We start from the raw sequence: 24,158 nt of genomic DNA on the forward strand, positions 1-24,158 counted from the left end.
GCTGAGCCGCGCCCTCGCCGACCCCGGAGCGCGTCGGGGCCGCCACACGCCGTGGCGGCCCCGCTCGTCTGGTCCGCCGTGTCAGCCGCGCTGGCGGGCGGGGCGCAGGGCCGTCCAGCGGGTGTGGGCCCACTCGCGGCAGCGGGTCGTCAGCGAGGACCAGCGGCCGGAGAGCCGCCAGAGCACGCGGACGGACGACCGGGGCAGCAGCAGCGCCCTCAGCCGGGTGGACCGGTCCGCGCCCGAGCGCAGCCCCGTCCGGGCCGCCCGGACGGCGTCCGTCAGGGCCGCCAGCCCGTCCTCGGGGAGCGGGCGCGGGGCGTAGAGCACCTGTTCGACCGCGTTGGCGACCCGGTGTACGGCGTGGACGGCCTCGCCCTCCAGCGCGCCGAGCCGCACGATCCGTCCGGCGGTGGCCCGGGGGGTCAGGGACGGGTCATGGGCGATGCCGTGGTCCCAGGCCAGGTCCAGCAGCTCATGCCAGGCGTCCAGGGTCCTGGCCGCCGGATCCTGGGCCGGATGGCCCCGGACGCCGAGCCGCCGGGCCCGTACCCGCAGCCGCCAGACCATCGGCAGCAGCGGTATCACGAGTGCGGCCACGATCCCCGCCGTCACCAGCGGGATGTTCACGGACGAGCCGTCCGGCCCGGCGTCGGGGACGTCGTTCTGTGCTCCGGGCGTCACACACTCGCCCAGTCGGCGCAGGTCGGCCGGGCAGTCGTCGGTCTGGGTGGGTGCCGTCGACGGCTGGCTGGTGGGGGCCTGGCTCGGCGCCGCCGGGTCGGTCGGCGCGCCCACCGGGGTCTGTGCCCGGGTGTAGTCGGGGGCGCTGCCCCGGCTCGGCGTCGGCTCGAACCGGGTCCAGCCCACCCCCTCGAAGTACAGCTCGGGCCAGGTGTGGGCGTCCCGCAGCCCGACGGACATGGCGCCGTTCGCGGTCGGGGTGCCCGGGGTGAAGCCCAGGGCGACCCGCGCGGGTATCCCGAGGTAGCGGGCCATGGTCGCCATGGTGGAGGCGAAGTGGACGCAGAAGCCCTCACGGGCGCGCAGGAAGCGGGCCATCGCCGTGGCTCCCATACCCGAGTTGACCTGGGTGTCGTAGCGGAATCCGCCCGTGGTGGTGAACCAGTCCTGGAGCCGGACCGCGCGCTCGTGGTCGTTGGCGGCGCCCTGGGTGATCCGGCGGGCCGTCTCGCCGATGGACTCCGGCAGGCCCTCGGGGAGCCGGGTGTACTCGCGCGCCAGATCGGCCGGTGGCGGCGGGGCCGCGGCCAGCTGCTGGGCGGTCGGCTTCACCAGCAGGCTCTTCACCGTGTACTCGGCACCGCCGGTGTGCTGCTCCTTGTCCCCGACCAGGGTGCGCCCGACCGGTTCGTACCGCCAGCGTCCGTCGATGCTGACCTCGCTGGCGGGGTGGGGGAGCGGCAGCCACTCCTGCTGGTAGTACTCGGCAGCCGAGAGATTGGTCTCGATCTCGGTCGTGGCGACCGAGGGGCTGAGGCCCTCCGGCTGGGGCAGCCGGTCCGGGACGTCCTCGACCCCCCGTTCGGTGGGCTTCCAGGTGGTGCCGTCGAAGGCGTCGAGCGCCAGGAGCCGCAGATAGTGGTCCTTGGTGTCCTTGGCGCTGGTGCGGTAGAGCAGCACCTCGCGGTTCTCCGGCTGGTTCAGGTTGTCCTGGATGGAGACCAGCGGGTTGACCGCCGAGATGGTGCCTCCGCCGCCCGAACCCTCGCCGCTGTCCCCCAGGCCGGAGAGCAGCCCGCCGTCCAGTGTCGGCAGCGCCGCCGGGACCACCAGGGCGACGCCGAGCGCCACCGCGCCGATCCGCCGCCCGGTGCGGACGGGCGCGACGGGCGAGCCCCCCGCACGCGGGCCGGATCCGCCCATCGCGGTCCTGGGGCCGCCGAAGACGCGCCCCCACTGGGTGAGCCGGTCGCGCCCCTCGGCCATCAGGAGCAGCAGATAGCCGGAGGCGGCGAGGACGAACCAGAGCCAGCTCGCGCCGCCGTCCGAGAGTCCGGCGGCGACCGAGTAGAGCGCCAGCAGCGGCAGACCGGCCGGGGCCGCGCTGCGGAGGGTCACCGCCGTGACATCCACGAGGAGGCCGATGAACAGCACCCCGGCGAGCACCATCAGCCGGATGCCGTCGGTCGCCGGGGCGGGGATCGCGTACTGGCCGATGTCGTCGCCACCGGCCCGCAGCAGTTCGGCGAAGCGCTGGAAGGTCTCCGGGCCGGGCACGAGCCCCAGCAGTGACTGTTCCCGGGCGAAGACCAGGGTGAGCAGGACCAGGATGGTCACCGCCTGCGCCAGTACGGTCAGGGGCCGGGCCAGCGGTACCCGGCGCGCCAGCTCGCCCGCGCCGCTCATCAGCCCCAGCAGGATCGCCGCCTGTGCCAGCCAGCCCGCCGACTCCAGCAGCGGCAGCATCGCGCTCGCGGCCAGCAGTGTGGCGGCGTACGCGCTGAGCGTCAGCCGTGCGCGGCCGCTCATCGTCCCCCTCCAGAGGTTCCCGTGGTTCCTGTGGTGCTCGGGGTTGCCGCGGCTCCCGGGGCGCCGGATATGCCGCCGTGCACTCCGCTGTTCATCCCGTTGTCCATCCCGCCGGGGGGATCGGCGCGCCACTGTCCCGCCTGGCGCCACAGCGCGGCGAAGGAGGCGCCCGGGGCGACGGCCGTCGCCGTCCAGCCCGCCTCGCGCAGCCGTCGCAGCCGGTCCTCCACCGGGCCGTGTCCCGCGGAGGGCGCCGTGGGGACCCGGGCGGGGACCGTGGTGGCGAACTCCCCGGAGAACCAGATCTCGCTGTCCAGGACGAAGGCGAGGGCCGCGCCGCTGGTCTGGCGCATCCGGGCCAGCAGCGCCACATCCTCCTCCTCCAGGTCCCCGAGGAAGGCCACCAGCAGCCCCTCCCCGCCGCCGCGCAGCACGTCATGGGCGGCGGAGAGGCCCTCGCCGACGGAGTGGTCGACGACGGCGAGCGCGTCCATCAGCAGTCCCGTGGACTCGGCCGACTCCTGGGTCGGCCGGGCGAAGCCGTCCGTCCCGCCCCCGGGCACGCACTCCCCGGTGTCGGTGACCAGCCGGACCGCGAAGCCGCGCTCCAGCACATGGGTCAGGGTGGACGCGGCGGCCGACACCGCCCACTCGAAGGGCGCGTCGGGCCCGACGCCCTCGTAGGCGATCGACCGGGTGTCGAGCAGGACCGTGCAGCGGGCCCGCTGGGGCCGTTCCTCCCGGCGGACCATCAGTTCGCCGTGGCGGGCGGTGGAGCGCCAGTGGACCCGGCGCAGATCGTCCCCGTGCCGGTAGGCGCGGGGGATGATGTCGTCGTCCCCGGCGAGGGCGAGGGAGCGCTGGCGTCCGTCGCCGTGGCCCGTCGCCTCGCCGACGAGTCGGACCGGGGGCAGCGGCTCGGTCCTCGGTACCACGGTGAGCAGGTCGGAGGCGCTGAAGGAGCGGGTCAGCTCGCACATGCCGAAGGGGTCGCTCAGCCGGAGCTGGAGCGGTCCGAGCGGATAGCGTCCGCGCAGATCGGAGCGGACCCGGTAGGAGACCTCGCGCCGCGCGCCCCCCTCCATGCGGTCCAGGACGAACCGGGGCCGTGGCCCCAGGATGTACGGCACATGGTCCTGGAGCATCAGCAGGCCCGTGGGCAGCCGCGAGATGTTCTCCATCCGCAGCTTGACCCGGGCCTCCTCCCCGGCGGGCACCCGGGTCGGCGCCAGTCGCCTGCTGCCCGCGACCCGGTAGCGGGTGCGGTGCAGCACGAGGGCGCAGACCAGGGGGAGTGCGGCGAGCAGCAGGCCCACGCGCAGCAGGTCGCTCTGCCCCAGCACATACGCGCAGACGGCCGCCGCGGCACCGGCCGCGACGAAGGAGCGGCCCCGGGTGGTCAGCCCGCTGAGTGCCGCCCTCATTCCGTTCCCGGTGTTCTCCCCGTCGGTGTGCGTCTCACCGTGCGCGGGCGCCCCGTCGGTCTCCGTGGACAACGATGACGATGACGAGGCCCCCGTCCCCCCGGGCCGCATCACGGCCGCCGCGCGCCGGGCTGCCGGTAGACGGTGGGGCCGCCGCCCCGCGCGAGGTAGGAGGTCTCCGTGCCCTCGGCGGTGGGTACGGGGGTGCGCTGGAGTATCTCCAGCACGACCTGCTCGGCGGTACGGCGGTTCAACTGGGCCTGTGCGGTGGGCAGCAGCCGGTGGGCGAGGATCTGCACCACGAGCGACTGCACATCGTCGGGCAGCGCGTAGTCCCGGCCCGCGAGGGCGGCGGTCGCCTTGGCGGCGCGCAGCAGGTGCAGGGTGGCGCGCGGGGAGGCGCCGAGCCTCAGATCGGGGTGGGTGCGGGTGGCGGCGACCAGTTCCACCGCGTATCTGCGGATGGACTCGGCGACATGGACCTCGCGGACGGTCTCGATCAGCTTCACGATCTCGTGGGCGTGTGCCACGGGCCGCAGGTCGTCGAGGGGCGAGACCCCGCCGTGGACGTCGAGCATCCGCAGCTCGGCCTCCGCGCTGGGGTAGCCGATGGAGACCCGGGCCATGAAGCGGTCGCGCTGTGCCTCCGGCAGCGGGTAGGTGCCTTCCATCTCCACCGGGTTCTGGGTGGCGACCACCATGAAGGGCGTCGGCAGTTCGTAGCTCTCGCCGTCGATGGTGACCTGGCGCTCCTCCATCGACTCCAGCAGCGCCGACTGCGTCTTGGGCGAGGCGCGGTTGATCTCGTCGCCGATCACGATCTGGGAGAAGATCGCGCCCGGCTTGAACTCGAACTCGCGCTGCTGCTGGTCGAAGATGGACACGCCGGTGATGTCCGAGGGCAGCAGGTCCGGGGTGAACTGGATCCGCCGTACCGAGCAGTCGATGGACCGGGCCAGCGCTTTGGCCAGCATCGTCTTGCCCACGCCCGGCACGTCCTCGATGAGGAGATGGCCCTCGGCGAGGAGCACGGTCAGCGAGAGCCGTACGACCTCCGGCTTGCCCTCGATCACGGCTTCCACCGACTCGCGGATCCGGTCCGCTGTCGTGGTCAGATCCGTGAGGCTCGCACGCTCGTCATAGGTCGTCACCCCGGCCCTCCTCGGCCCCGTTTGATCCGGGCCTGATCACCAGTTCGGACCGGCCCACCCCAGATACACGCGCACCGGTGCCGGGAAGTTCCGGACGGTGCCACCCCCGCATTCTTGTTGGCGGCACCACGTCGTGTCACTCGCCTGTGGATAACGGGGGGTGGTATGTCGCCGCATGAGCTCCCTGGGGCGGTTTATCCCTTCTGGTGAGGGGTGGTGGCCCGGGGGTCGATCTCCCGGAGCAGCCCGCTCCTCACATCGAAGACAAAGCCCCGGACGTCGTCCTTGTGGAGCAGGAAGGGCGAGGTCCGCACGCGCTGCATCGACTGGCGCACGTCCTGGTCGACGTCGCGGAACGCCTCCACCGCCCACGGCGGCCGCTGCCCCACCTCGTCCTCCAGCTCATGCCGGAAGTCCTCGGTGAGGGACTCCAGACCGCAGCCGGTGTGGTGGATCAGGATCACGCTGCGCGTGCCGAGGGCCCGCTGGCTGATGGTGAGGGAGCGGATCACGTCGTCGGTGACCACGCCTCCGGCGTTGCGGATGGTGTGGCAGTCGCCCAGGTCGAGGCCGAGCGCGTCATGGAGGTCGAGCCGGGCGTCCATGCAGGCGACGACGGCGACCCGCAGAACCGGGCGCGCGTCCATGCCGGGGTCCTGGAAGTCGGCGGCGTAGCCCCGGTTCGCCTCGACCAGACGGTCGATGACCGTGCGGTCCGCGGGTGTGGTGCCGGCGTCGTCCGCACGCGTGGTGTCGGCGGGGTGGTGCGCGGAAGTCGTCATGTCGACGACGGTAGTGGGAATCGGCCCGCCCGGCCTGCTGTGGGAGGGGACAAAGAACATCAACGACACTTGTTGTGAGGTAACCCACAGGGGTGGTGCGGCCGCTCCCGTCCGGGTGACCCGGGTGTCGCGCCCACCCAACCGGCCCATGGCCGTCCCCGGTTGCCCGCCACGCCGCCAGCCGGTTGATTGACCGGGCAGAGCGGTGGACTAAAGTGGCGCGGAGTCCACCGACACATCCTGCACATTTCCAAGAATTCCCCGCGTGTGGGGCGTACGCCCGGCTCGGCCGCCACCCGCTCGCGCCGGTCCGTCGGTCGAGCCCCGCGCCGGACCTGAGAGGGCGCTGTGAGCAATACCCGACATGTTCCGGTGATGCTCCGGCGGTGCCTGGACCTCCTGGCCCCGGCGCTGGAGCGGCCGGGCGCGACCGTCGTCGACTGCACCCTCGGCCTCGGCGGACACAGCGAGGCCCTGCTCACCCGCTTCCCCGAGGCCCGTCTGATCGCCCTCGACCGGGACACCGAGGCGCTGCGCCTCTCGGCGGAACGACTGGCCCCCTTCGGTGAGCGCGCCACCCTCGTCCACGCCGTCTACGACGAGCTGCCGCAGGTCCTCGACCGCCTCGGCGTCCCCCGGGTCCAGGGTGTCCTCTTCGACCTCGGTGTCTCCTCGATGCAGCTCGACGAGGCCGACCGCGGCTTCGCCTACGCCCAGGACGCCCCGCTCGACATGCGGATGGACCAGACCACCGGCATCAGCGCCGCCGAGGTCCTCAACACCTACCCCCCCGCCGATCTGGTGCGGATCCTGCGGGCGTACGGGGAGGAGAAGCAGGCCAAGCGGATCGTCTCGGCGGTCGTACGGGAACGGGAACGCGAGCCCTTCACCACCAGCGCCCGGCTGGTCGACCTCATCCGTGACGCCCTGCCCCAGGCCGCCAAGCGCACCGGCGGCAACCCGGCCAAGCGCACCTTCCAGGCGCTGCGGATCGAGGTCAACGGCGAACTGAGCGTCCTGGAGCGGGCCGTTCCCGCCGCCGTCTCCGCGCTCGCGCTGCACGGCCGGATCGCTGTCCTGTCCTATCAGTCGCTGGAGGACCGGCTGGTCAAGCAGGTCCTCGCGGCCGGGGCCGCCACCACCGCCCCGCCGGGGCTGCCCGTCGTCCCCGAGCAGTACCAGCCGAGACTGCGGCTGCTGACCCGGGGCGCCGAGCTGCCCAGCGACGAGGAGGTCGCCGAGAACCGCCGCGCCGCACCCGCCCGGCTCCGGGGCGCGGAGCGGATCCGGGAGGACGCGCGGTGAGCCGGGCGGGCAAGCAGCTCCGGGGCCGTGCGGCCCGACTGGCCCAGCTGATGCCCGCGGGGCCGAGCAGCGCGGCCCGCACCCCCTTCGTCCTGCTGGTGGTGGTGCTCCTCGGCGGTGGTCTGATCACCCTGCTTCTGCTGAACTCCGCCCTGAACGAGGGTTCCTTCGAGCTGAGCGAGCTCAAGCGCGACACCACGGGGCTCATCGAGGAGCAGCAGGCCCTCCAGCGCGAGGTGGACGCCCAGGTGGCCCCCGACGCCCTGGAGCGCCGGGCCCGCGAGCTGGGTATGGTCCCCGGCGGCAACCCCGCGTTCCTGGAGCCCGACGGCACCGTCCGGGGCCGCCCGGGCGCCGCCACCGCCGACCCCTCGGCGAGGGCGACGGCTGCCGGCCCCTCCGCGACGACGCCCGCCCCGGGGGGAGCCACCGCCACGGGCCCGTCACCCACGCCGCCCCCGAGCGCCGCGCCTTCCCCTGGCTCTCCCGGACCCTCCGACTCTGACGCCCCGTCCTCCGGCAGGTGACGCTGTGCCCCCCCAGGAACCACGACCGCGTCCCGCCCGGAGCCCCGCGCCCCGCCCCGGACCGGGCGCCGCCCAGCGGCTGACCCTCGGCAGCCCCCGCCCCCGGCTCCGTCTGATCGGCTTCGGCCTCGCCCTGGTGATGCTGGTCTTCGTCGTACGACTGCTCCAGGTCCAGGCCGTCGACGCCAGCGCGTACGCCGCCAAGGCCGAGAAGCACCGCTATCTCAAGGTCGACCTGGCCGCCGAGCGCGGCGAGATCACCGACCGGTCCGGGATCACCCTGGCGACCAGCGTCGAGGCGTACGACATCACCGCCGACCCCAAGCTCTTCACCCCCGAGGAGAGCAAGGTCCCGAACGCGCCCGAACAGGCCGCCGGGCTGCTCGCGCCCATCCTCGGCGTGGACACCGGCGTCCTGGTGAAGAAGCTCAGGACGCCCAACTCCCGGTACACCGTGCTGGCCCGCCGCCAGACCCCCCAGGTCTGGAACCAGATCAAGGACCTCAAGAGCGCCTTCGCCGAGAAGGCCCGCGCCGACAAGCGCGGTGGCGGGCCGGGAGGCAACGTGCTCGCCGGAGTGCTCCAGGAGGCCAGCAGCAAGCGCGTCTACCCCAACGGCGACCTCGCCGCCGGGATACTCGGCCATGTCAACGCCGAGGGACGCGGCGGCGCCGGTCTGGAGTCCCTGCTGGACGAGGAGCTGGCGGGCCAGGACGGTGAGATCACCTACGCCCAGTCCGGCGGCCGTCGCGTCCCCACGGCGGGCGGCACCCGGGAGACCCCCGCCGTGCCCGGCTCCGACATCGAGCTGACCATCGACCGCGACATCCAGTGGGCGGCCCAGCGGGCCATCTCCGAGCAGGTGAGCGAGTCCGGCGCCGACCGCGGCTATGTGATCGTCCAGGACACCCGTACGGGAGAGGTCCTCGCCATGGCCAACGCGCCCGGCTTCGACCCCAACGACGTCTCCCGCGCCGACGCCACCACCATGGGCAACGCCGCCGTCCAGGACGCCTTCGAGCCCGGCTCGACCGCCAAGGTGATGTCCATGGCCGCCGTCCTAGAGGAGAAGGCGGCCACCCCGGACACCCATGTCGTCGTGCCCAACCGCCTCCACCGGGGCGACCGGCTCTTCAAGGACGACGTCGACCACCCCACCTGGTACCTCACCCTCAACGGCGTCCTCGCCAAGTCCAGCAACATCGGCACCATCCTGGCGACCGGACAGCTCGGCAAGACCCAGCCCCAGGCGAACGCGGTCCTCCACTCGTATCTGCGGAAGTTCGGCCTCGGCGGCCCCACCGGCCTCGGCTTCCCCGGCGAGACCCCGGGGATCCTCGCGCCGCCGGCGAAGTGGTCGACCTCCCAGCAGTACACGATCCCCTTCGGCCAGGGGCTGTCGATCAACGCCATGCAGGCCGCCTCCGTCTACCAGACCATCGCCAACGGCGGTGTCCGGATCGAGCCGACCCTCGTCCGCGGCACCAAGGGTCCCGACGGCCGGTTCGAGGCCGCGCCCGCGCCCCAGAAGACACGGGTGGTCAGCGAGCCGACCGCACGGACCGTCGCCACCATGCTGGAGTCCGTCGTCGGCGACGAGGAGGGCACCGGCACCAAGGCCCGCATCCCCGGCTACCGGGTCGCGGGCAAGACCGGGACGGCCAACCGCGTCGACCCGGAACTCGGCCGCTACCGTGGCTACACCGCGTCCTTCGCGGGCTTCGCCCCCGCCGACAAGCCCCGCGTCACCGTCTACTGCGCCATCCAGAACCCCACCCGGGGCTCCTACTTCGGCGGCCAGATCTGCGGCCCGGTCTACCAGAAGGTCATGCGCTTCGCGCTGAAGACCCTCCAGGTCCCGCCGACCGGCACCGAACCCGCCCGCCTGCCCGTCAGCTTCACCCCCGGTGGCTGACGGACGGTCCCGGCGTACGATTCGAGGAACCACCAGTGACCACGATCACCCCCGATTCCGGGAACCACGAGCGGCCCTCCCCCTCATTTCGCCCCCGGCCGCCCGGGCCCGGTACGCTCACCGCCGTGTCACACGCTGATCAGTACCGAACCGCCCAGCAGGACGCCCCCGAGCGAGCGGGAGCGCCCCGTCCGGACCGGCCCCACCCGACCCCGCTCGGGGAGCTGGCCGACCGGCTGGAGGTGAGGGGACCCGGTTCCGGCGAGGTCACCGGCATCACCCATGACTCCCGCGCCGTCCGGCCCGGCGACCTCTACGCCGCGCTCCCCGGCGCCCGCCTCCACGGCGCCGACTTCGCCGCCCAGGCCGCCTCCCTCGGCGCCGCCGCGATCCTCACCAACCCCGAGGGCGCCGAACGCGCCGCCGCCACCGGACTGCCGGTGCTGGTCACCGAGGACCCCCGGGGCGTGATGGGCGAGCTGGCCGCCCGTATCTACGGACACCCCGGTGAGGCCCTCCTCCAGATCGGCATCACCGGCACCTCAGGCAAGACCACCTCCGCCTATCTCGTGGACGGCGGTCTGCGCGCCGCGGGCCGCACCACCGGGCTGGTCGGCACGGTCGAGACCCGCGTCGGCGACGAGAGTCTCAAGTCCGAGCGGACCACCCCCGAGGCCACCGACCTCCAGGCGCTCTTCGCCGTGATGCGCGAGCACGGGGTGGAGGCCGTCACCATGGAGGTCTCCAGCCACGCGCTGGTGCTGGGCCGGGTCGACGGCTGCGTCTTCGACGTCGCCGTCTTCAACAACCTCAGCCCGGAGCACATGGAGTTCCACTCCGGCATGGAGGACTACTTCCAGGCCAAGGCCCAGCTCTTCACTCCCCGGCGCAGCAGGCGCGGTGTGGTCAACCTCGACGACGCCTACGGGCGCCGTCTGGTGACCGAGGCGACCGTGCCGGTCACCACCTTCTCCGCCGAGGGCCACCCGGACGCCGACTGGCGCGCCGAGCACGTGGAGGTCGGTTCCCTCGGTTCCGTCTTCACCGCCGTCGGCCCCGACGGGCAGCGGATCAGCGCCCGCGCCCCGCTGCCCGGCCCCTTCAACGTGGCCAACACCCTGGCCGCCCTCGTCACCCTGGCCGTCGCCGGGATCGACCCCCAGACCGCCGCCGACGGGATCGCCGCCGTTCCGGGCGTCCCCGGGCGGCTGGAGCGGGTCGACGCCGGACAGCCCTATCTCGCGGTCGTCGACTACGCCCACAAGACGGACGCCGTCGAATCGGTCCTGCGCTCGCTGCGCAAGGTCACCAAGGGCAGGCTGCATATCGTCCTCGGCTGTGGCGGCGACCGTGATGTCACCAAGCGCGGGCCGATGGGCGCCGCCGCCGCCCGGCTCGCCGACACCGCCGTACTGACCTCCGACAACCCTCGCTCGGAGGACCCGCTCGCGATCCTCGCCACCATGCTGGCCGGGGCCGCCGAGGTCCCGGCCCACGAACGGGGCGAGGTCCTGGTCGAGGCCGACCGCGCCGCCGCCATCACGGCGGCCGTGACCCGCGCCGAGCCCGGTGACACCGTGCTCATCGCGGGCAAGGGCCATGAACAGGGCCAGGACATCGCCGGGGTCGTCCGCCCCTTCGACGACCGTCAGGTCCTCCGCGAAGCCATCCGCGCCACCGTCCACGAGAAATCCCGGGGATGACCAAGTGATCGCCCTCTCCCTCGCCGAGATCGCCGCCCTCGTCGGCGGGCAGTCGTACGACATACCGGATCCCGCCGTACGGATCACCGGTCCCGTCGTCACCGACTCCCGTGAGGTCCGGCCCGGCGCCCTCTTCACCGCCTTCGACGGCGAACGCGTCGACGGCCACGACTACGCCGAGGCCGCCGTCCGGTCCGGGGCGGTCGCCGTGCTGGCCACCCGGCCCGTCGGCGTGCCCGCGATCGTCGTGGACGATGTCACCGCCGCCCTCGGCGCCCTCGCCCGCCATGTGGTCGAACGCCTCGGCACCACCACCGTCGCGCTCACCGGCTCCGCCGGGAAGACCAGCACCAAGGACCTCATCGCCCAGCTGCTGGAGCGCAAGGGCCCCACGGTCTACCCGGAGGGCAACCTCAACAACGAGATCGGGCTGCCGCTCACCGCGCTGCGGGCCGACGAGAGCACCGAGCACCTCGTGCTGGAGATGGGGGCCCGCTATGTCGGGGACATCCGCTATCTCACCGGTCTCGTCCCGCCCCGGATCGGTCTCGTCCTCAATGTCGGCTCCGCCCACGTCGGCGAGTTCGGCAGCCGGGAGAAGATCGCCGAGGCCAAGGGCGAGCTGGTCGAGGCCCTGCCCGCGGCGGCCGACGGCGGTATCGCGCTGCTCAACGCCGACGACCCGCTGGTGCGCGCCATGGCCTCCCGTACGCGGGCCCGCGTGGTCTTCTACGGCGAGAGCGCCGCGGCCGCGATCCGTGCCGAGAATGTCCGGCTCACCCCCCAAGGTCAGCCCGCCTTCACGCTTCACACCCCCACCGGGTGCGCCGAAGTGACCATGCGGCTGTACGGTGAGCACCACGTGTCGAACGCGCTCGCCGCGGCCGCCGTCGCCCATGAGCTGGGACTGTCCGTCGACGAGATCGCCCTCGCGCTCTCCGAGGCCGGTACCCTCTCCCGCTGGCGTATGGAGGTCACCGAGCGCCCGGACGGCGTGACGATCGTCAACGACGCCTACAACGCGAACCCCGAGTCCATGAGAGCGGCGCTGCGCGCGCTGGTCGCCATGGGCCACGGCGCACAGTCCCGGGGGGGCCGCACATGGGCGGTGCTCGGCCTGATGGCGGAGCTGGGGGACGAAGCGCTCGCCGAGCACGACGCCGTCGGACGGCTCGCCGTCCGGCTCAACGTCAGCAAGCTCGTCGCAGTCGGGGGCAGGGAAGCGTCCTGGCTGCAACTGGGCGCATATAACGAGGGTTCGTGGGGTGAGGAGTCGGTGCACGTGTCCGACGCACGGGCGGCGATCGACCTGTTGCGCAGAGAGCTGCGCCCGGGGGACGTCGTACTGGTGAAGGCTTCCAGGTCGGTCGGTCTTGAGCGGGTCGCCGAGGCGCTGCTCACCGACGCGTCCGCGGCCCACGGGCAGGGTGCCGGTCGATGAGGCAGATCCTGTTCGCGGGGGCCATCGGTCTCTTCCTGACCCTCATCGGCACCCCGCTGCTGATCAAGCTGCTGGCCCGCAAGGGCTATGGCCAGTTCATCCGGGACGACGGCCCGCGCACCCACGGCTCGAAGAAGGGGACGCCCACCATGGGCGGTATCTCCTTCATCCTGGCCACCCTCATCGCGTACGCCCTCGCCAAGGTCATCACCGGCGAGAAGCCGACCGTCTCCGGCATCCTGGTGCTCTTCCTGATGGCGGGCATGGGTCTGGTCGGCTTCCTCGACGACTACATCAAGATCGTCAAGCAGCGGTCGCTCGGTCTGCGCGCCAAGGCGAAGATGGCCGGACAGCTCATCGTCGGCATCACCTTCGCGCTCCTCTCGCTCCAATTCGCCGACCAGCGCGATCTGACGCCCGCCTCCACGAAGCTCTCCTTCATCACGGACTTCGGCTGGACCATCGGCCCGGTCCTCTTCGTGATCTGGGCGCTCTTCATGATCCTGGCGATGTCGAACGGGGTGAACCTCACCGACGGCCTGGACGGCCTGGCCACCGGCGCCTCCGTGATGGTCTTCGGCGCCTACACCTTCATCGGGCTCTGGCAGTTCCAGGAGTCCTGCGTCAACGCGTCCTCACTGACCAACCCCAGCGCCTGTTTCGAGGTACGCGACCCGCTCGACCTCGCGGTCGTCGCCTCCGCCCTGATGGGTGCCTGCTTCGGCTTCCTGTGGTGGAACACCTCACCCGCCAAGATCTTCATGGGTGACACCGGCTCGCTCGCCCTCGGTGGCGCCCTCGCGGGCCTGGCGATCTGCTCCCGCACCGAGCTGCTCCTGGCGATCCTCGGCGGACTCTTCGTCCTCATCACCATGTCCGTGGTCATCCAGGTCGGCTCCTTCCGGCTCACCGGGAAGCGCGTCTTCCGCATGGCGCCACTCCAACACCACTTCGAACTCAAGGGGTGGTCCGAAGTCCTTGTCGTGGTCCGCTTCTGGATCGTCCAGGGCATGTGCGTGATCGTGGGCCTCGGCCTCTTCTACGCGGGCTGGGCGGCCGACAAGTGACCGCCGGCAGCGACGAGAAGACGGTGTGGCCCGGCAAGCGCGTCACCGTCGCCGGGCTCGGGGTCTCCGGGATCCCCGCCGCCAAGGTGCTCCACGGCCTCGGCGCCCAGGTCACCGTCGTCAACGGGACCGATGACGAGCGCGCCCGCGCCCAGGCCGCCGAGCTGGCGGCGTGGGCCGCGGACCAGCCCGGCGGCGACGCCCGGCTGACCGTGCGCCTCGGCGACGGCGACACCCTGCCCGAGGGCACCGAACTCGTCGTCACCGCCCCCGGCTGGCCGCCGCACAAGCCCCTCTTCCAGGCCGCCGCCGCGGCGGGCGTGGAGGTCTGGGGCGATGTGGAGCTGGCCTGGCGGCTGCGCGGCCCCGGCGCCGCGCCCTGGCTCGCCGTCACCGGCACCAACGGCAAGACCACCACCGTACGGATGCTCGCCTCGATTCTCACCGCGGCCGGACTGCGCACGGCGGCCGTCGGCAACATCGGCGTCTCCCTGCTGGACGCCGTCCTCGGCGAGGAGGCGTACGACGTCCTCGCCGTCGAACTCTCCAGCTACCAGCTCCACTGGGCGCCCTCGCTGCGCGCCCACTCCGCCGCCGTGCTCAACCTGGCGCCGGACCACCTGGAGTGGCACGGCTCCATGGAGGCGTACGCCGCCGCCAAGGGCCGCGTCTACGAGGGCAACACCGTCGCCTGCGTCTACAACGTGGCCGACAAGGCCACCGAGGACCTCGTGCGCGCCGCCGACGTCGAGGAGGGCTGCCGCGCCATCGGCTTCACCCTCGGCACCCCCGGCCCCTCCCAGCTGGGTCTGGTCGACGGGATCCTGGTCGACCGCGCCTTCGTGGAGAACCGCCGCGAGCAGGCGCAGGAGCTGGCCGAACTCGCCGACATCAACCCGCCCGCCCCGCACAACATCGCCAACGCGCTGGCCGCCGCGGCGCTGGCGCGCGCCTTCGGGGTGCCCGCCGCCGCCGTACGGGAGGGACTGCGCGCCTTCCGGCCCGACCCGCACCGGATCGAGCGGATCGACGCGATCGACGGCGTCACCTACGTCGACGACTCCAAGGCCACCAACATCCACGCCGCCGAGGCGTCGCTGGCCGCCTACGACCCGATCGTCTGGATCGCGGGCGGACTCGCCAAGGGCGAGCCCTTCGACGAGATGGTCCGGCGTGCGGCGGACCGGCTGCGCGGGGTCGTCCTCATCGGCCGGGACCGGGCGCTGATCGCCGAAGCCCTGGCGCGACACGCGCCGCAGGTCCCGGTCGTGGACCTCGACCGGACCGACACTGGGGCGATGGCGGCGGCGGTCCGCGAGGCGGCGGCGCTGGCCCGGCCGGGAGACACCGTGCTGCTCGCCCCGGCGTGCGCCTCGATGGACATGTTCGTCAACTACAACAAGCGAGGCGAGGCGTTCGCGGACGCGGTCCGCGGCCTCACCGCCGAGAGCGCCTGACCGGCACGGACCGGGAGCACCGCCGCGCCGTGCCACCCGCCCCGGGATCGCTCCCGGGGCGGGTCGGCGGGCGCCTCACCAGGCACGACTGGAGGGGACAGCGTCCATGCCGGCCGATGACACCACCCGCGTCCGGGCCCGGCTCGTGCCGCGCGGGCGCTCGGCGAAGCCGGGGAGCCCGGGTTCAGCAGCCCAGGGGGGCGCCCGCCGCCCGGCGCGCACGCCCGGCGCGCGGCGCCCGCCCACGGGCCGGGGGCCCCGGGGGCTGCACGAGCGCGCCCGGCGCGCCTGGGACCGCCCGCTCACCGCGTACTACGTGATCCTCGGCTCCAGCCTGCTGATCCTCGTCCTCGGTCTGGTGATGGTCTACTCGGCCTCGATGATCAAGGCGCTGGAGCTCTCCCTCTCCGGCTCCCACTTCTTCCGCAAGCAGTTCGTCGCCGCCCTCATCGGCGGGGTGCTGTTGCTGTGCGCCGCGCGGATGCCGCTGCGGCTGCACCGGGCGCTCTCCTACCCGCTGCTGGCGGGCACCGTCTTCCTGCTGGCCCTGGTGCAGGTGCCGGGGATAGGGCACGAGGTCAACGGCAACCAGAACTGGCTCTACTTCGGCGGTCCCTTCCAGCTCCAGCCCAGCGAGTTCGCCAAGCTGGCCCTGGTGCTGTGGGGCGCCGACCTGCTCGCCCGCAAGCATGAGCGCCGGCTGCTGACCCAGTGGAAGCACATGCTGGTGCCCCTGGTCCCGGTCGGCTTCATGCTGCTCGGACTGATCATGATCGGCGGCGACATGGGCACCGCCATCATCCTCTGCACCATCCTCTTCGGACTGCTCTGGCTGACCGGCGCACCCACCCGGCTCTTCGCCGGGGTCCTCGCCGCCGCCTCACTGGTCGGTTTCATGCTGATCAGTACGAATGACAACCGTATGTCCCGACTTTCCTGTATGGGTGCCATCGATCTCGGCCCCAAGGGTGAGTGCTGGCAGGCGGTGCACGGGATCTATGCCCTGGCCTCCGGCGGATGGTTCGGTTCCGGCCTCGGGGCGAGTGTGGAAAAATGGGGACAACTCCCAGAGCCGCACACGGACTTCATCTTCGCCATCGCCGGTGAGGAGCTGGGGCTGGCGGGGACGCTGTCGGTCCTCGCCCTGTTCGCGGCTCTAGGCTATGCGGGTATCCGCGTGGCCGGACGCACGGAGGACCCCTTCGTGAGGTACGCCGCGGGAGGCGTGACCACCTGGATCACGGCCCAGGCCGTGGTCAACATCGGTGCGGTACTCGGACTGCTGCCGATCGCCGGTGTTCCGCTCCCGCTGTTCTCCTACGGAGGGTCCGCCCTGCTGCCGTCCATGTTCGCTATCGGGCTGCTGATCGCCTTCGCGCGAGAGGAACCCGCCGCGAAGGCGGCCCTGGCCATGAGGAAGCCAGGGGTGAGATGGAACACGATGCGACGGCGCGCCACCAGGCGTCCGTCCGGAGAGCGGTGAATTTCGGTGCATGTCGTACTCGCCGGTGGGGGGACCGCCGGCCACATCGAGCCCGCGCTCGCCCTCGCGGACGCCCTGCGCAGGCAGGACCCGACCGTGGGGATCACAGCCCTCGGTACCGAACGCGGACTGGAGACCAGGCTCGTCCCCGAGCGCGGCTATGAGCTGGCCCTCATCCCGGCCGTGCCACTGCCACGGCGGCCCACGCCGGAGCTGATCACCGTGCCCGGTCGGCTGCGTGGCACCATCAAGGCGGCCGAGCAGGTGCTGGAGCGCACCAAGGCGGACTGTGTCGTCGGCTTCGGCGGCTATGTGGCCCTGCCCGGCTATCTCGCCGCCAAGCGGCTCGGGGTGCCGATCGTCGTCCACGAGGCCAACGCGCGCCCCGGCCTCGCCAACAAGATCGGCTCGCGGTACGCGGCGGGGGTGGCCGTCGCCACCCCCGACAGCAAGCTCCGCAACGCGCGCTACATCGGCATCCCGCTGCGCCACTCCATCGCCACCCTGGACCGGGCCCGGGTGCGCCCGGCGGCCCGCGACGCCTTCGGGCTCGACCCCCAGCTGCCGACCCTGCTGGTCTCCGGCGGCTCCCAGGGCGCCCGCCGCCTCAACGAGGTGGTCCAGCAGGTCGCCCCGGTGCTCCAGCGCTCCGGGATCCAGATCCTGCACGCGGTCGGCCCCAAGAACGACCTGCCACACGTGGACAACATGCCCGGAATGCCGCCGTACATCCCGGTACCGTATGTCGACCGGATGGATCTCGCCTACGCCGCGGCCGACATGATGCTCTGCCGGGCCGGCGCGATGACCGTCGCCGAACTCTCCGCCGTCGGGCTCCCCGCCGCGTACGTACCGCTGCCCATCGGCAACGGCGAACAGCGGCTCAACGCCCAGCCGGTGGTCAAGGCGGGCGGCGGACTCCTCGTCGACGACGCCGAACTGACCCCCGAGTGGGTCCAGGGCCAGGTCCTCCCGGTGCTCGCCGATCCACACCGGCTGTACGAGATGTCCCGTGCCGCCGCCGAGTTCGGCCGCAGGGACGCCGACGACCTTCTCGTCGGCATGGTGTACGAGGCGATCACGGCACGCCGTCAGGCGTGATCCGTGGTGACCCGGGGCTGACCCGGGTCACGGCCGGAAGGAGACCGGGAGCGTGGCCGGACCCACCACCGCCGAGCGCGGTACGCGTCACCCCTCGCGCCGTGGCCGGGGCGGCTCCGGGCCGCCCCGGGGCCGCGGGCGGGCCCCGCGCCGCCTCACCGTGCCCGGCCCCCGGGTGCTGCTGCTGGCGCTCGCCGTCGTCGCGCTCCTCGCGGGCGGGCTCTGGGTGCTGTACGGCTCGTCCTGGCTCCGGGTGGAGTCGGTACGGGCCTCGGGTACCCGGGTGCTCACCCCCGAGCAGGTCACCCGTGCCGCCGACGTCCCCCTCGGCTCCCCGCTGGTCTCCGTCGACACCGATGCCATCGAGGACCGGGTGCGGACACTGCTGCCCCGGGTCGGCTCGGTGGAGGCATCCCGCTCCTGGCCCCGGGGGCTGACCCTGACGGTGACCGAGCGGACCGCCGTGATGGTGATCGCGAAGGGAACCGCCGCCCGTCCGCGCTTCGTCGAAGTGGATGGTGACGGTGTCAGGTTCGCCACCGTCGCCAAGGCCCCGGCCGCACTGCCCCGGCTGGAGCTGGCCGCCACCCGCTCCCCGAGCCTGCGCCGCTTCCCCGAGGCGGAGCTGGTCCGCGCGGCGGTGCGGGTGTGGGGGGAACTGCCCGGGGAAGTCGCGGAGAACACCCGCGGACTCGCGGTGCGTTCATACGATGACATGTCTCTGAGGCTGACCCGGGAGCGGACGGTCCGCTGGGGCGGCCCCGAGGAGGGGGCGGCGAAGGCCCGTGCCCTCACCGCCGTGATGAAGGCGGCGCCCAAGGCGACCCACTTCGATGTGAGCGCCCCCACCGCCCCTGCCGCGTCAGGGAGTTGACGCACACCTGACCACGACAACCCCCTGGCTGGTCAGCGCAACGGCTGATCACATAGGGTGAAAAGAAAAACGGGAGGTTCGGCGTGTTCATTGAACGCGCGCCACTTGTCGACTTAGTGTCCTGTTCGGAAGAGTCCAGCGAACAGACACGCTGGTAACCCTAAACTTCAACGTTAGGGTTCGGGTCGGCACAGTGGCCCTCCCAATCGGCATCCGTCGTCGCGGCGCGTGAACCGCGCGGTGACGGCATCTGAATCGAGGCGAGAGGCTCTCGACGTGGCAGCACCGCAGAACTACCTCGCAGTCATCAAGGTCATCGGTGTCGGCGGCGGTGGTGTCAATGCCATCAACCGAATGATCGAGGTCGGTCTCAAGGGCGTCGAGTTCATCGCTATCAACACCGATGCTCAGGCGCTGTTGATGAGCGACGCCGACGTCAAGCTCGACGTTGGCCGTGAACTCACCCGGGGTCTGGGCGCCGGCGCCAACCCGGCCGTCGGCCGCAAGGCCGCCGAGGACCACCGTGAGGAGATCGAGGAGGTCCTCAAGGGGGCCGACATGGTCTTCGTCACCGCGGGTGAAGGCGGTGGCACCGGCACCGGCGGCGCCCCCGTCGTCGCCAACATCGCCCGCTCCCTGGGCGCCCTGACGATCGGTGTGGTCACCCGGCCGTTCACCTTCGAGGGCCGCCGCCGGGCCAACCAGGCCGAGGACGGCATCGCCGAACTCCGCGAGGAGGTCGACACCCTCATCGTCATCCCCAACGACCGGCTGCTGTCCATCTCGGACCGCCAGGTCAGCGTGCTCGACGCGTTCAAGTCGGCCGACCAGGTGCTGCTCTCCGGCGTCCAGGGCATCACGGACCTCATCACCACCCCGGGTCTGATCAACCTCGACTTCGCCGACGTCAAGTCCGTGATGTCGGAGGCCGGATCGGCCCTGATGGGCATCGGCTCGGCGCGCGGCGACGACCGCGCGGTGGCCGCCGCCGAGATGGCGATCTCCTCGCCGCTGCTGGAGGCGTCCATCGACGGCGCCCGGGGCGTACTGCTCTCCATCTCCGGCGGCTCGGACCTCGGTCTCTTCGAGATCAACGAGGCCGCGCAGCTGGTGAGCGAGGCCGCCCACCCCGAGGCCAACATCATCTTCGGCGCCGTCATCGACGACGCCCTCGGCGACGAGGTCCGGGTCACGGTCATCGCGGCCGGGTTCGACGGCGGCCAGCCGCCCGCCCGCCGGGACACCGTCCTCGGGTCGTCCGCGGGCAAGCGGGAGGAGCCCCCGGCCGCGCCGCCGCGGATCGCGGAGCCGTCGCGGATCGGCTCCGGGCTCGGCGCCGTACCGTCGCGCGACGACTCCCCGGCCGACCCGGTGCCGTCCATCAACGACGCGGGTCCGCTCACGCCGCAGGTCCCGCCGGCCCGGCCCTACCCGGACACCTCGGCCGAAGAGCTGGATGTACCGGACTTCCTGAAGTGACCGTGCGGCACGACGCGATACACGCGAACGGCGCGCACTTCGCCTTCACCACTCGGTGGGGCGGGGTGAGCGCCGTTCCGTACGAGGAGCTGAACCTCGGCGGGGCCGTGGGCGACGACCCCGAGGCGGTCCTGGCCAACCGGCGGATCGCCGCCGGGTCGCTGGGACTCGACCCCGCCCGGGTGGTCTGGATGAACCAGGTCCATGGCAACGAGGTCGCCACGGTGGACCGTCCGTTCCCGGCCCGGGGCGCGATTCCGGCGGTGGACGGCGTGGTCAGCGCCGAGCGGGGGCTGGCCCTCGCGGTGCTCACCGCCGACTGCGTCCCGGTGTTGCTGGCCGATCCGGTCGCCGGGGTGGTCGGCGCGGCCCACGCGGGCCGTCCCGGCATGGTCGCCGGGATCGTGCCCGCGACCGTCAAGGCGATGGTCTCCCTGGGCGCCGAACCGGAGCGGATGACCGCACGCACCGGACCCTCGGTCTGCGGACGGTGTTACGAGGTGCCGGAGGAGATGCGGACCCGGGTGGCCGAGTCGGAACCCGCCGCCTATGCCGAGACGCGTTGGGGCACTCCGGCCGTGGATGTGGCCGCCGGAGTGCACGCCCAGCTCGCATCGCTGGGTGTGCGCGACCGCGCCGACGCCGGGATCTGCACCCTGGAGTCGGCCGACCACTACTCGTACCGCCGTGACCGCACCACCGGACGGCTCGCCGGATATGTCTGGCTGTCACCGGTTTCCGCAGGAGAGACAGCAGAATGACGGACCGTAAGGCCGAACTCGCCGCGAATCTGGCGGCGGTGGAGGAACGTATCGCCGCGGCCTGCGCCGCGGCGGGCCGTGCCCGCGACGAGGTGACGCTCATCGTCGTCACCAAGACCTACCCCGCGAGCGATGTGCGGCTCCTCCATGAGCTGGGGGTCCGTCATATGGCGGAGAACCGGGACCAGGACGCGGCCCCCAAGGCCGTCGCGTGCGCGGATCTGGATCTGACATGGCACTTCGTCGGCCAGCTTCAGACCAATAAAGTCCGTTCTGTTGCTGGTTATGCTGATGTGGTGCAGTCGATCGACCGCGTGAGACTCATCACCGCGCTCTCCTCGGCCGCCGTCCGCGCCGGGCGCGAGCTGGGCTGTCTGATCCAGGTGGCCCTCGACGCCGACAGCGGCGGGCGCGGCGAGCGCGGCGGTGTCGCGCCGGACGGGATCGAGGAGTTGGCGGTCGCGGTGGAACGGTCCCCGGGCCTCAGGCTCGATGGGCTGATGACCGTCGCGCCGCTGGTGGGAGCCTATGCGGGACGGCAGCGGGCCGCTTTCGCGCGGCTGATGGAATTCTCATCCGACCTGCGCACCGGGCATCCTGCTGCGAACATGGTGTCAGCGGGGATGAGCGCGGACCTCGAAGAGGCCGTGGCGGCCGGTGCGACACATGTGCGCGTCGGTACGGCGGTGCTCGGAGTCCGTCCCCGGCTCGGGTAACGTCGCCAAGCAAGTCGGACCACGGCAGAAAATATGGTCATTCCCGCAGGAAGGCGGGCGGGCCCAGTGGATCGCGGGCACTTGATGCCCCGGCACCATGGCGACACGGCGATCCACCACAGAGCGGAGGACTCAGAGCATGGCCGGCGCGATGCGCAAGATGGCGGTCTACCTCGGTCTCGTGGAGGACGATGGTTACGACGGCCGGGGTTTCGATCCCGACGACGACTTCGAACCCGAGCCGGAGCCGGAGCGGGAGCACCGCAGGCACCAGCAGGCGCACCAACCGCATCAGATGGAGCGTGAGGAACCGGCGCACGCCGTCCAGCCGCCGCCGCAGCGCGACCCGTTGCCGCACGCCGCCCCGCACGCCCCGGCGCACGCCGCATCGCTTTCCGCCGATAGCGGACGACCCGCCCGAATCGCCCCCGTGGCATCCATCACACCTGAACGACCGAGCCTGGAGAAGAACGCACCGGTGATCATGCCCAAGGTCGTGTCCGAGCGGGAGCCGTACCGCATCACCACATTGCACCCACGGACCTACAACGAGGCCCGTACCATCGGGGAACACTTCCGTGAGGGGACCCCGGTGATCATGAATCTGACCGAGATGGATGACACCGACGCGAAGCGACTTGTCGACTTTGCCGCGGGACTTGTCTTCGGTCTCCATGGCAGCATTGAGCGGGTGACGCAGAAGGTGTTCCTGTTGTCGCCTGCTAACGTCGATGTCACGGCGGAGGACAAGGCCCGTATCGCAGAGGGCGGATTCTTCAACCAGAGCTGAGAACACGACAACCGGGACGAACCGGCCATAAGGTCGGATCGGGCAAGCAAGGGGAGAGGGAAGCGCGGGATGGGTGTGGCGCTACAGGTGGTCTACATCGCGCTGATGTGCTTTCTCGTCCTGCTGATCTTCCGGCTGGTCATGGAGTACGTCTTCCAGTTCGCCCGTTCATGGCAACCCGGGAAGGCGATGGTGGTCATTCTGGAAGCCACCTACACTGTCACCGATCCACCGCTCAAGCTTCTTCGGCGGCTCATCCCGCCGTTGCGTCTCGGGGGCGTGGCACTCGACCTGTCCTTCTTCGTTCTGATGATCATCGTCTACATCCTCATCTCCATCGTCAGCGGTTTCGCGAGGTGAGTGAAGAGAAAGTGGACGATACGGTCTTGCCGACTGCCGACGACTACGTAGAGGTGAACAAGAGATGCCCCTGACCCCAGAGGACGTGCGGAACAAGCAGTTCACGACCGTCCGCCTCCGAGAAGGCTATGACGAGGATGAGGTCGACGCCTTTCTCGACGAGGTCGAGGCCGAGTTGACCCGCCTCCTTCGTGAGAACGAGGACCTGCGCGCCAAGCTGGCCGCGGCGACCCGTGCGGCGGCGCAGAACCAGCAGCAGCAGGGCATGCGCAAGCCCCCGGAGCCGCAGGACGGCCGTGGCGGACCCGGGGCTCCCGTACCCGCCGCCATATCGGGTCCGCCGGTCCCGCAGCAGCAGCCCCCGCAGATGGGTCCCCCCCAGCTGCCCGGTGGTGCTCCGCAGCTCCCGGCCGGTCCCAGCCACGGTGGCCCCATGGGCGGCCCCGGTGGTCCGATGCAGGGTGGTCCTGTTCCCATGCAGGGTGGCCCCGTCCCGATGCAGGGCGCTCCGATGGGTGGCCAGGGTGGCCCGATGGGTGGCCAGGGCGGTCCCATGGGCGGACAGGGTGGCCCCATGGGCGGACAGGGTGGCCCCATGGGCGGCCATCCCGGTCCGCAGATGCAGCCCCCCGGTCAGGCTCCCGGTGGCGACAGTGCCGCCCGGGTGCTCTCGCTGGCGCAGCAGACCGCCGACCAGGCCATCGCCGAGGCCCGGTCCGAGGCCAACAAGATTGTCGGTGAGGCGCGTTCGCGTGCCGAGGGTCTGGAGCGCGACGCCCGCGCCAAGGCCGACGCGCTGGAGCGGGACGCGCAGGAGAAGCACCGTGTCGCGATGGGCTCGCTGGAGTCGGCCCGCGCCACGCTGGAGCGCAAGGTCGAGGACCTGCGCGGCTTCGAGCGCGAGTACCGCACCCGGCTGAAGTCCTACCTGGAGAGCCAGCTGCGTCAGCTGGAGACCCAGGCGGACGACTCGCTGGCCCCGCCGCGCACCCCGTCGGCGGCCTCGCTGCCGCCGTCGCCCTCGATGGCTCCGGCCGGAGCGGGCGCGATGGGTCACTCGATGGGAGGCGCCCCGTCGATGGGTCAGCCCATGGGCGGTAACCCGTCGATGAACGGCGGCCCTTCGTACGGTGGACAGCAGCAGATGTCCCCCGCGATGACGCAGCCGATGGCGCCGGTGCGGCCGCAGGCCCCGCAGCCGATGCAGCAGGCGCCCGCCCCGATGCGCGGGTTCCTCATCGACGAGGACGACAACTGAGTCCGGCGACGCGGTGAACGCGTAGCCGTCGGCAGACAGAAGGGCCGGGCCCGGAACATATGTTCCGGGCC

At 72.0% G+C, this 24,158-nt stretch carries 20 protein-coding genes; 16 read left to right on the forward strand and 4 right to left on the reverse strand.

What is annotated here, in order from left to right:
• Nucleotides 1–81 precede the first annotated feature (81 nt).
• From ACFVIM_RS16250 to ACFVIM_RS16265, 4 genes are all read right to left on the reverse strand, one after another.
• Complete coding sequence (locus ACFVIM_RS16250) at nucleotides 82–2,493, reverse strand: DUF3488 and DUF4129 domain-containing transglutaminase family protein (protein WP_384301577.1); 2,412 nt, start codon at nucleotides 2,491–2,493, stop codon at nucleotides 82–84.
• Nucleotides 2,490–3,917, reverse strand: a complete 1,428-nt coding sequence (locus ACFVIM_RS16255) for a DUF58 domain-containing protein (RefSeq protein WP_384301610.1) — start codon at nucleotides 3,915–3,917, stop codon at nucleotides 2,490–2,492. The genes ACFVIM_RS16250 and ACFVIM_RS16255 overlap by 4 nt, the downstream gene beginning before the upstream one ends.
• Nucleotides 3,918–4,027: 110 nt before the next feature.
• Complete coding sequence (locus ACFVIM_RS16260) at nucleotides 4,028–5,068, reverse strand: AAA family ATPase (protein ID WP_384301579.1); 1,041 nt, start codon at nucleotides 5,066–5,068, stop codon at nucleotides 4,028–4,030.
• A 194-nt stretch (nucleotides 5,069–5,262) separates the two neighbouring features.
• Complete coding sequence (locus ACFVIM_RS16265) at nucleotides 5,263–5,850, reverse strand: beta-class carbonic anhydrase (RefSeq protein WP_384301581.1); 588 nt, start codon at nucleotides 5,848–5,850, stop codon at nucleotides 5,263–5,265.
• Between the two features lie 348 nt (nucleotides 5,851–6,198).
• On the opposite strand from ACFVIM_RS16265, the gene rsmH reads away from it, so the two are divergent.
• The 16 genes from rsmH to ACFVIM_RS16345 all read left to right on the forward strand — a co-directional run bounded on the left by rsmH (nucleotide 6,199) and on the right by ACFVIM_RS16345 (nucleotide 24,087).
• Nucleotides 6,199–7,155 (forward strand): 16S rRNA (cytosine(1402)-N(4))-methyltransferase RsmH, encoded by a 957-nt coding sequence (gene rsmH, locus ACFVIM_RS16270; RefSeq protein ID WP_384301583.1) that lies wholly within the window; start codon nucleotides 6,199–6,201, stop codon nucleotides 7,153–7,155.
• The gene (locus ACFVIM_RS16275; RefSeq protein ID WP_384301585.1) at nucleotides 7,152–7,682 is read left to right on the forward strand and encodes a septum formation initiator family protein; all 531 of its coding nucleotides are present in this window, start codon (nucleotides 7,152–7,154) and stop codon (nucleotides 7,680–7,682) included. The genes rsmH and ACFVIM_RS16275 overlap by 4 nt, the downstream gene beginning before the upstream one ends.
• A 139-nt stretch (nucleotides 7,683–7,821) precedes the next feature.
• Nucleotides 7,822–9,597 carry a peptidoglycan D,D-transpeptidase FtsI family protein gene (locus tag ACFVIM_RS16280; protein ID WP_384301612.1) on the forward strand — a complete coding sequence of 592 codons (1,776 nt, stop codon included), beginning with the start codon at nucleotides 7,822–7,824 and terminating at the stop codon, nucleotides 9,595–9,597.
• A 35-nt stretch (nucleotides 9,598–9,632) separates the two neighbouring features.
• On the forward strand, nucleotides 9,633–11,300 hold the full coding sequence (locus ACFVIM_RS16285) for a UDP-N-acetylmuramoyl-L-alanyl-D-glutamate--2,6-diaminopimelate ligase (protein WP_384301587.1): 1,668 nt from the start codon (nucleotides 9,633–9,635) through the stop codon (nucleotides 11,298–11,300).
• A 4-nt stretch (nucleotides 11,301–11,304) separates the two neighbouring features.
• A complete protein-coding gene (gene murF, locus ACFVIM_RS16290) occupies nucleotides 11,305–12,741 on the forward strand; it encodes a UDP-N-acetylmuramoyl-tripeptide--D-alanyl-D-alanine ligase (protein ID WP_384301589.1) in 1,437 nt (478 codons plus the stop codon).
• Nucleotides 12,738–13,808, forward strand: coding sequence for a phospho-N-acetylmuramoyl-pentapeptide-transferase (gene mraY, locus ACFVIM_RS16295; RefSeq protein ID WP_384301591.1), 1,071 nt, complete (start codon nucleotides 12,738–12,740; stop codon nucleotides 13,806–13,808). The genes murF and mraY overlap by 4 nt, the downstream gene beginning before the upstream one ends.
• Complete coding sequence (gene murD, locus ACFVIM_RS16300; RefSeq protein WP_384301593.1) at nucleotides 13,805–15,265, forward strand: UDP-N-acetylmuramoyl-L-alanine--D-glutamate ligase; 1,461 nt, start codon at nucleotides 13,805–13,807, stop codon at nucleotides 15,263–15,265. The genes mraY and murD overlap by 4 nt, the downstream gene beginning before the upstream one ends.
• 106 nt (nucleotides 15,266–15,371) lie before the next feature.
• Nucleotides 15,372–16,748 carry a putative lipid II flippase FtsW gene (ftsW, locus tag ACFVIM_RS16305; protein ID WP_384301595.1) on the forward strand — a complete coding sequence of 459 codons (1,377 nt, stop codon included), beginning with the start codon at nucleotides 15,372–15,374 and terminating at the stop codon, nucleotides 16,746–16,748.
• A gap of 6 nt (nucleotides 16,749–16,754) precedes the next feature.
• Nucleotides 16,755–17,849: an undecaprenyldiphospho-muramoylpentapeptide beta-N-acetylglucosaminyltransferase gene (gene murG, locus ACFVIM_RS16310; protein WP_384301597.1), complete on the forward strand. Its 1,095-nt coding sequence runs from the start codon at nucleotides 16,755–16,757 to the stop codon at nucleotides 17,847–17,849.
• Between the two features lie 52 nt (nucleotides 17,850–17,901).
• Nucleotides 17,902–18,723, forward strand: a complete 822-nt coding sequence (locus ACFVIM_RS16315) for a cell division protein FtsQ/DivIB (protein WP_384301598.1) — start codon at nucleotides 17,902–17,904, stop codon at nucleotides 18,721–18,723.
• 228 nt (nucleotides 18,724–18,951) lie between these two features.
• The gene (ftsZ, locus tag ACFVIM_RS16320; RefSeq protein WP_384301599.1) at nucleotides 18,952–20,202 is read left to right on the forward strand and encodes a cell division protein FtsZ; all 1,251 of its coding nucleotides are present in this window, start codon (nucleotides 18,952–18,954) and stop codon (nucleotides 20,200–20,202) included.
• Entirely contained in the window at nucleotides 20,199–20,963 is a 765-nt protein-coding gene (pgeF, locus tag ACFVIM_RS16325; protein ID WP_384301600.1) for a peptidoglycan editing factor PgeF, read from the forward strand. Before ftsZ ends, pgeF begins: the two co-directional genes overlap by 4 nt.
• Nucleotides 20,960–21,679: a YggS family pyridoxal phosphate-dependent enzyme gene (locus ACFVIM_RS16330; protein WP_384301602.1), complete on the forward strand. Its 720-nt coding sequence runs from the start codon at nucleotides 20,960–20,962 to the stop codon at nucleotides 21,677–21,679. Before pgeF ends, ACFVIM_RS16330 begins: the two co-directional genes overlap by 4 nt.
• A 139-nt stretch (nucleotides 21,680–21,818) precedes the next feature.
• Entirely contained in the window at nucleotides 21,819–22,469 is a 651-nt protein-coding gene (locus tag ACFVIM_RS16335) for a cell division protein SepF (protein WP_384301604.1), read from the forward strand.
• 69 nt (nucleotides 22,470–22,538) lie between these two features.
• Complete coding sequence (locus tag ACFVIM_RS16340) at nucleotides 22,539–22,829, forward strand: YggT family protein (protein ID WP_384301606.1); 291 nt, start codon at nucleotides 22,539–22,541, stop codon at nucleotides 22,827–22,829.
• A 64-nt stretch (nucleotides 22,830–22,893) separates the two neighbouring features.
• A complete protein-coding gene (locus tag ACFVIM_RS16345) occupies nucleotides 22,894–24,087 on the forward strand; it encodes a DivIVA domain-containing protein (RefSeq protein ID WP_384301608.1) in 1,194 nt (397 codons plus the stop codon).
• Nucleotides 24,088–24,158 lie beyond the last annotated feature (71 nt).

This window comes from Streptomyces sp. NPDC057638 (assembly GCF_042800315.1).
Taxonomy (GTDB): Bacteria; Actinomycetota; Actinomycetes; order Streptomycetales; family Streptomycetaceae; genus Streptomyces.

Excerpts from the sequence above, each read along its gene's own strand:
- ACFVIM_RS16250 (WP_384301577.1), bottom strand. The coding sequence starts at position 2,493 with ATGAGCGGCCGCGCACGGCTGACGCTCAGCGCGTACGCCGCCACACTG.
- ACFVIM_RS16255 (WP_384301610.1), bottom strand. The coding sequence starts at position 3,917 with ATGAGGGCGGCACTCAGCGGGCTGACCACCCGGGGCCGCTCCTTCGTC.
- ACFVIM_RS16265 (WP_384301581.1), bottom strand. The coding sequence starts at position 5,850 with ATGACGACTTCCGCGCACCACCCCGCCGACACCACGCGTGCGGACGAC.
- ACFVIM_RS16280 (WP_384301612.1), top strand. The coding sequence starts at position 7,822 with ATGCTGGTCTTCGTCGTACGACTGCTCCAGGTCCAGGCCGTCGACGCC.
- mraY (WP_384301591.1), top strand. The coding sequence starts at position 12,738 with ATGAGGCAGATCCTGTTCGCGGGGGCCATCGGTCTCTTCCTGACCCTC.
- ftsW (WP_384301595.1), top strand. The coding sequence starts at position 15,372 with ATGCCGGCCGATGACACCACCCGCGTCCGGGCCCGGCTCGTGCCGCGC.
- ACFVIM_RS16330 (WP_384301602.1), top strand. The coding sequence starts at position 20,960 with ATGACGGACCGTAAGGCCGAACTCGCCGCGAATCTGGCGGCGGTGGAG.
- ACFVIM_RS16335 (WP_384301604.1), top strand. The coding sequence starts at position 21,819 with ATGGCCGGCGCGATGCGCAAGATGGCGGTCTACCTCGGTCTCGTGGAG.
- ACFVIM_RS16340 (WP_384301606.1), top strand. The coding sequence starts at position 22,539 with ATGGGTGTGGCGCTACAGGTGGTCTACATCGCGCTGATGTGCTTTCTC.
- ACFVIM_RS16345 (WP_384301608.1), top strand. The coding sequence starts at position 22,894 with ATGCCCCTGACCCCAGAGGACGTGCGGAACAAGCAGTTCACGACCGTC.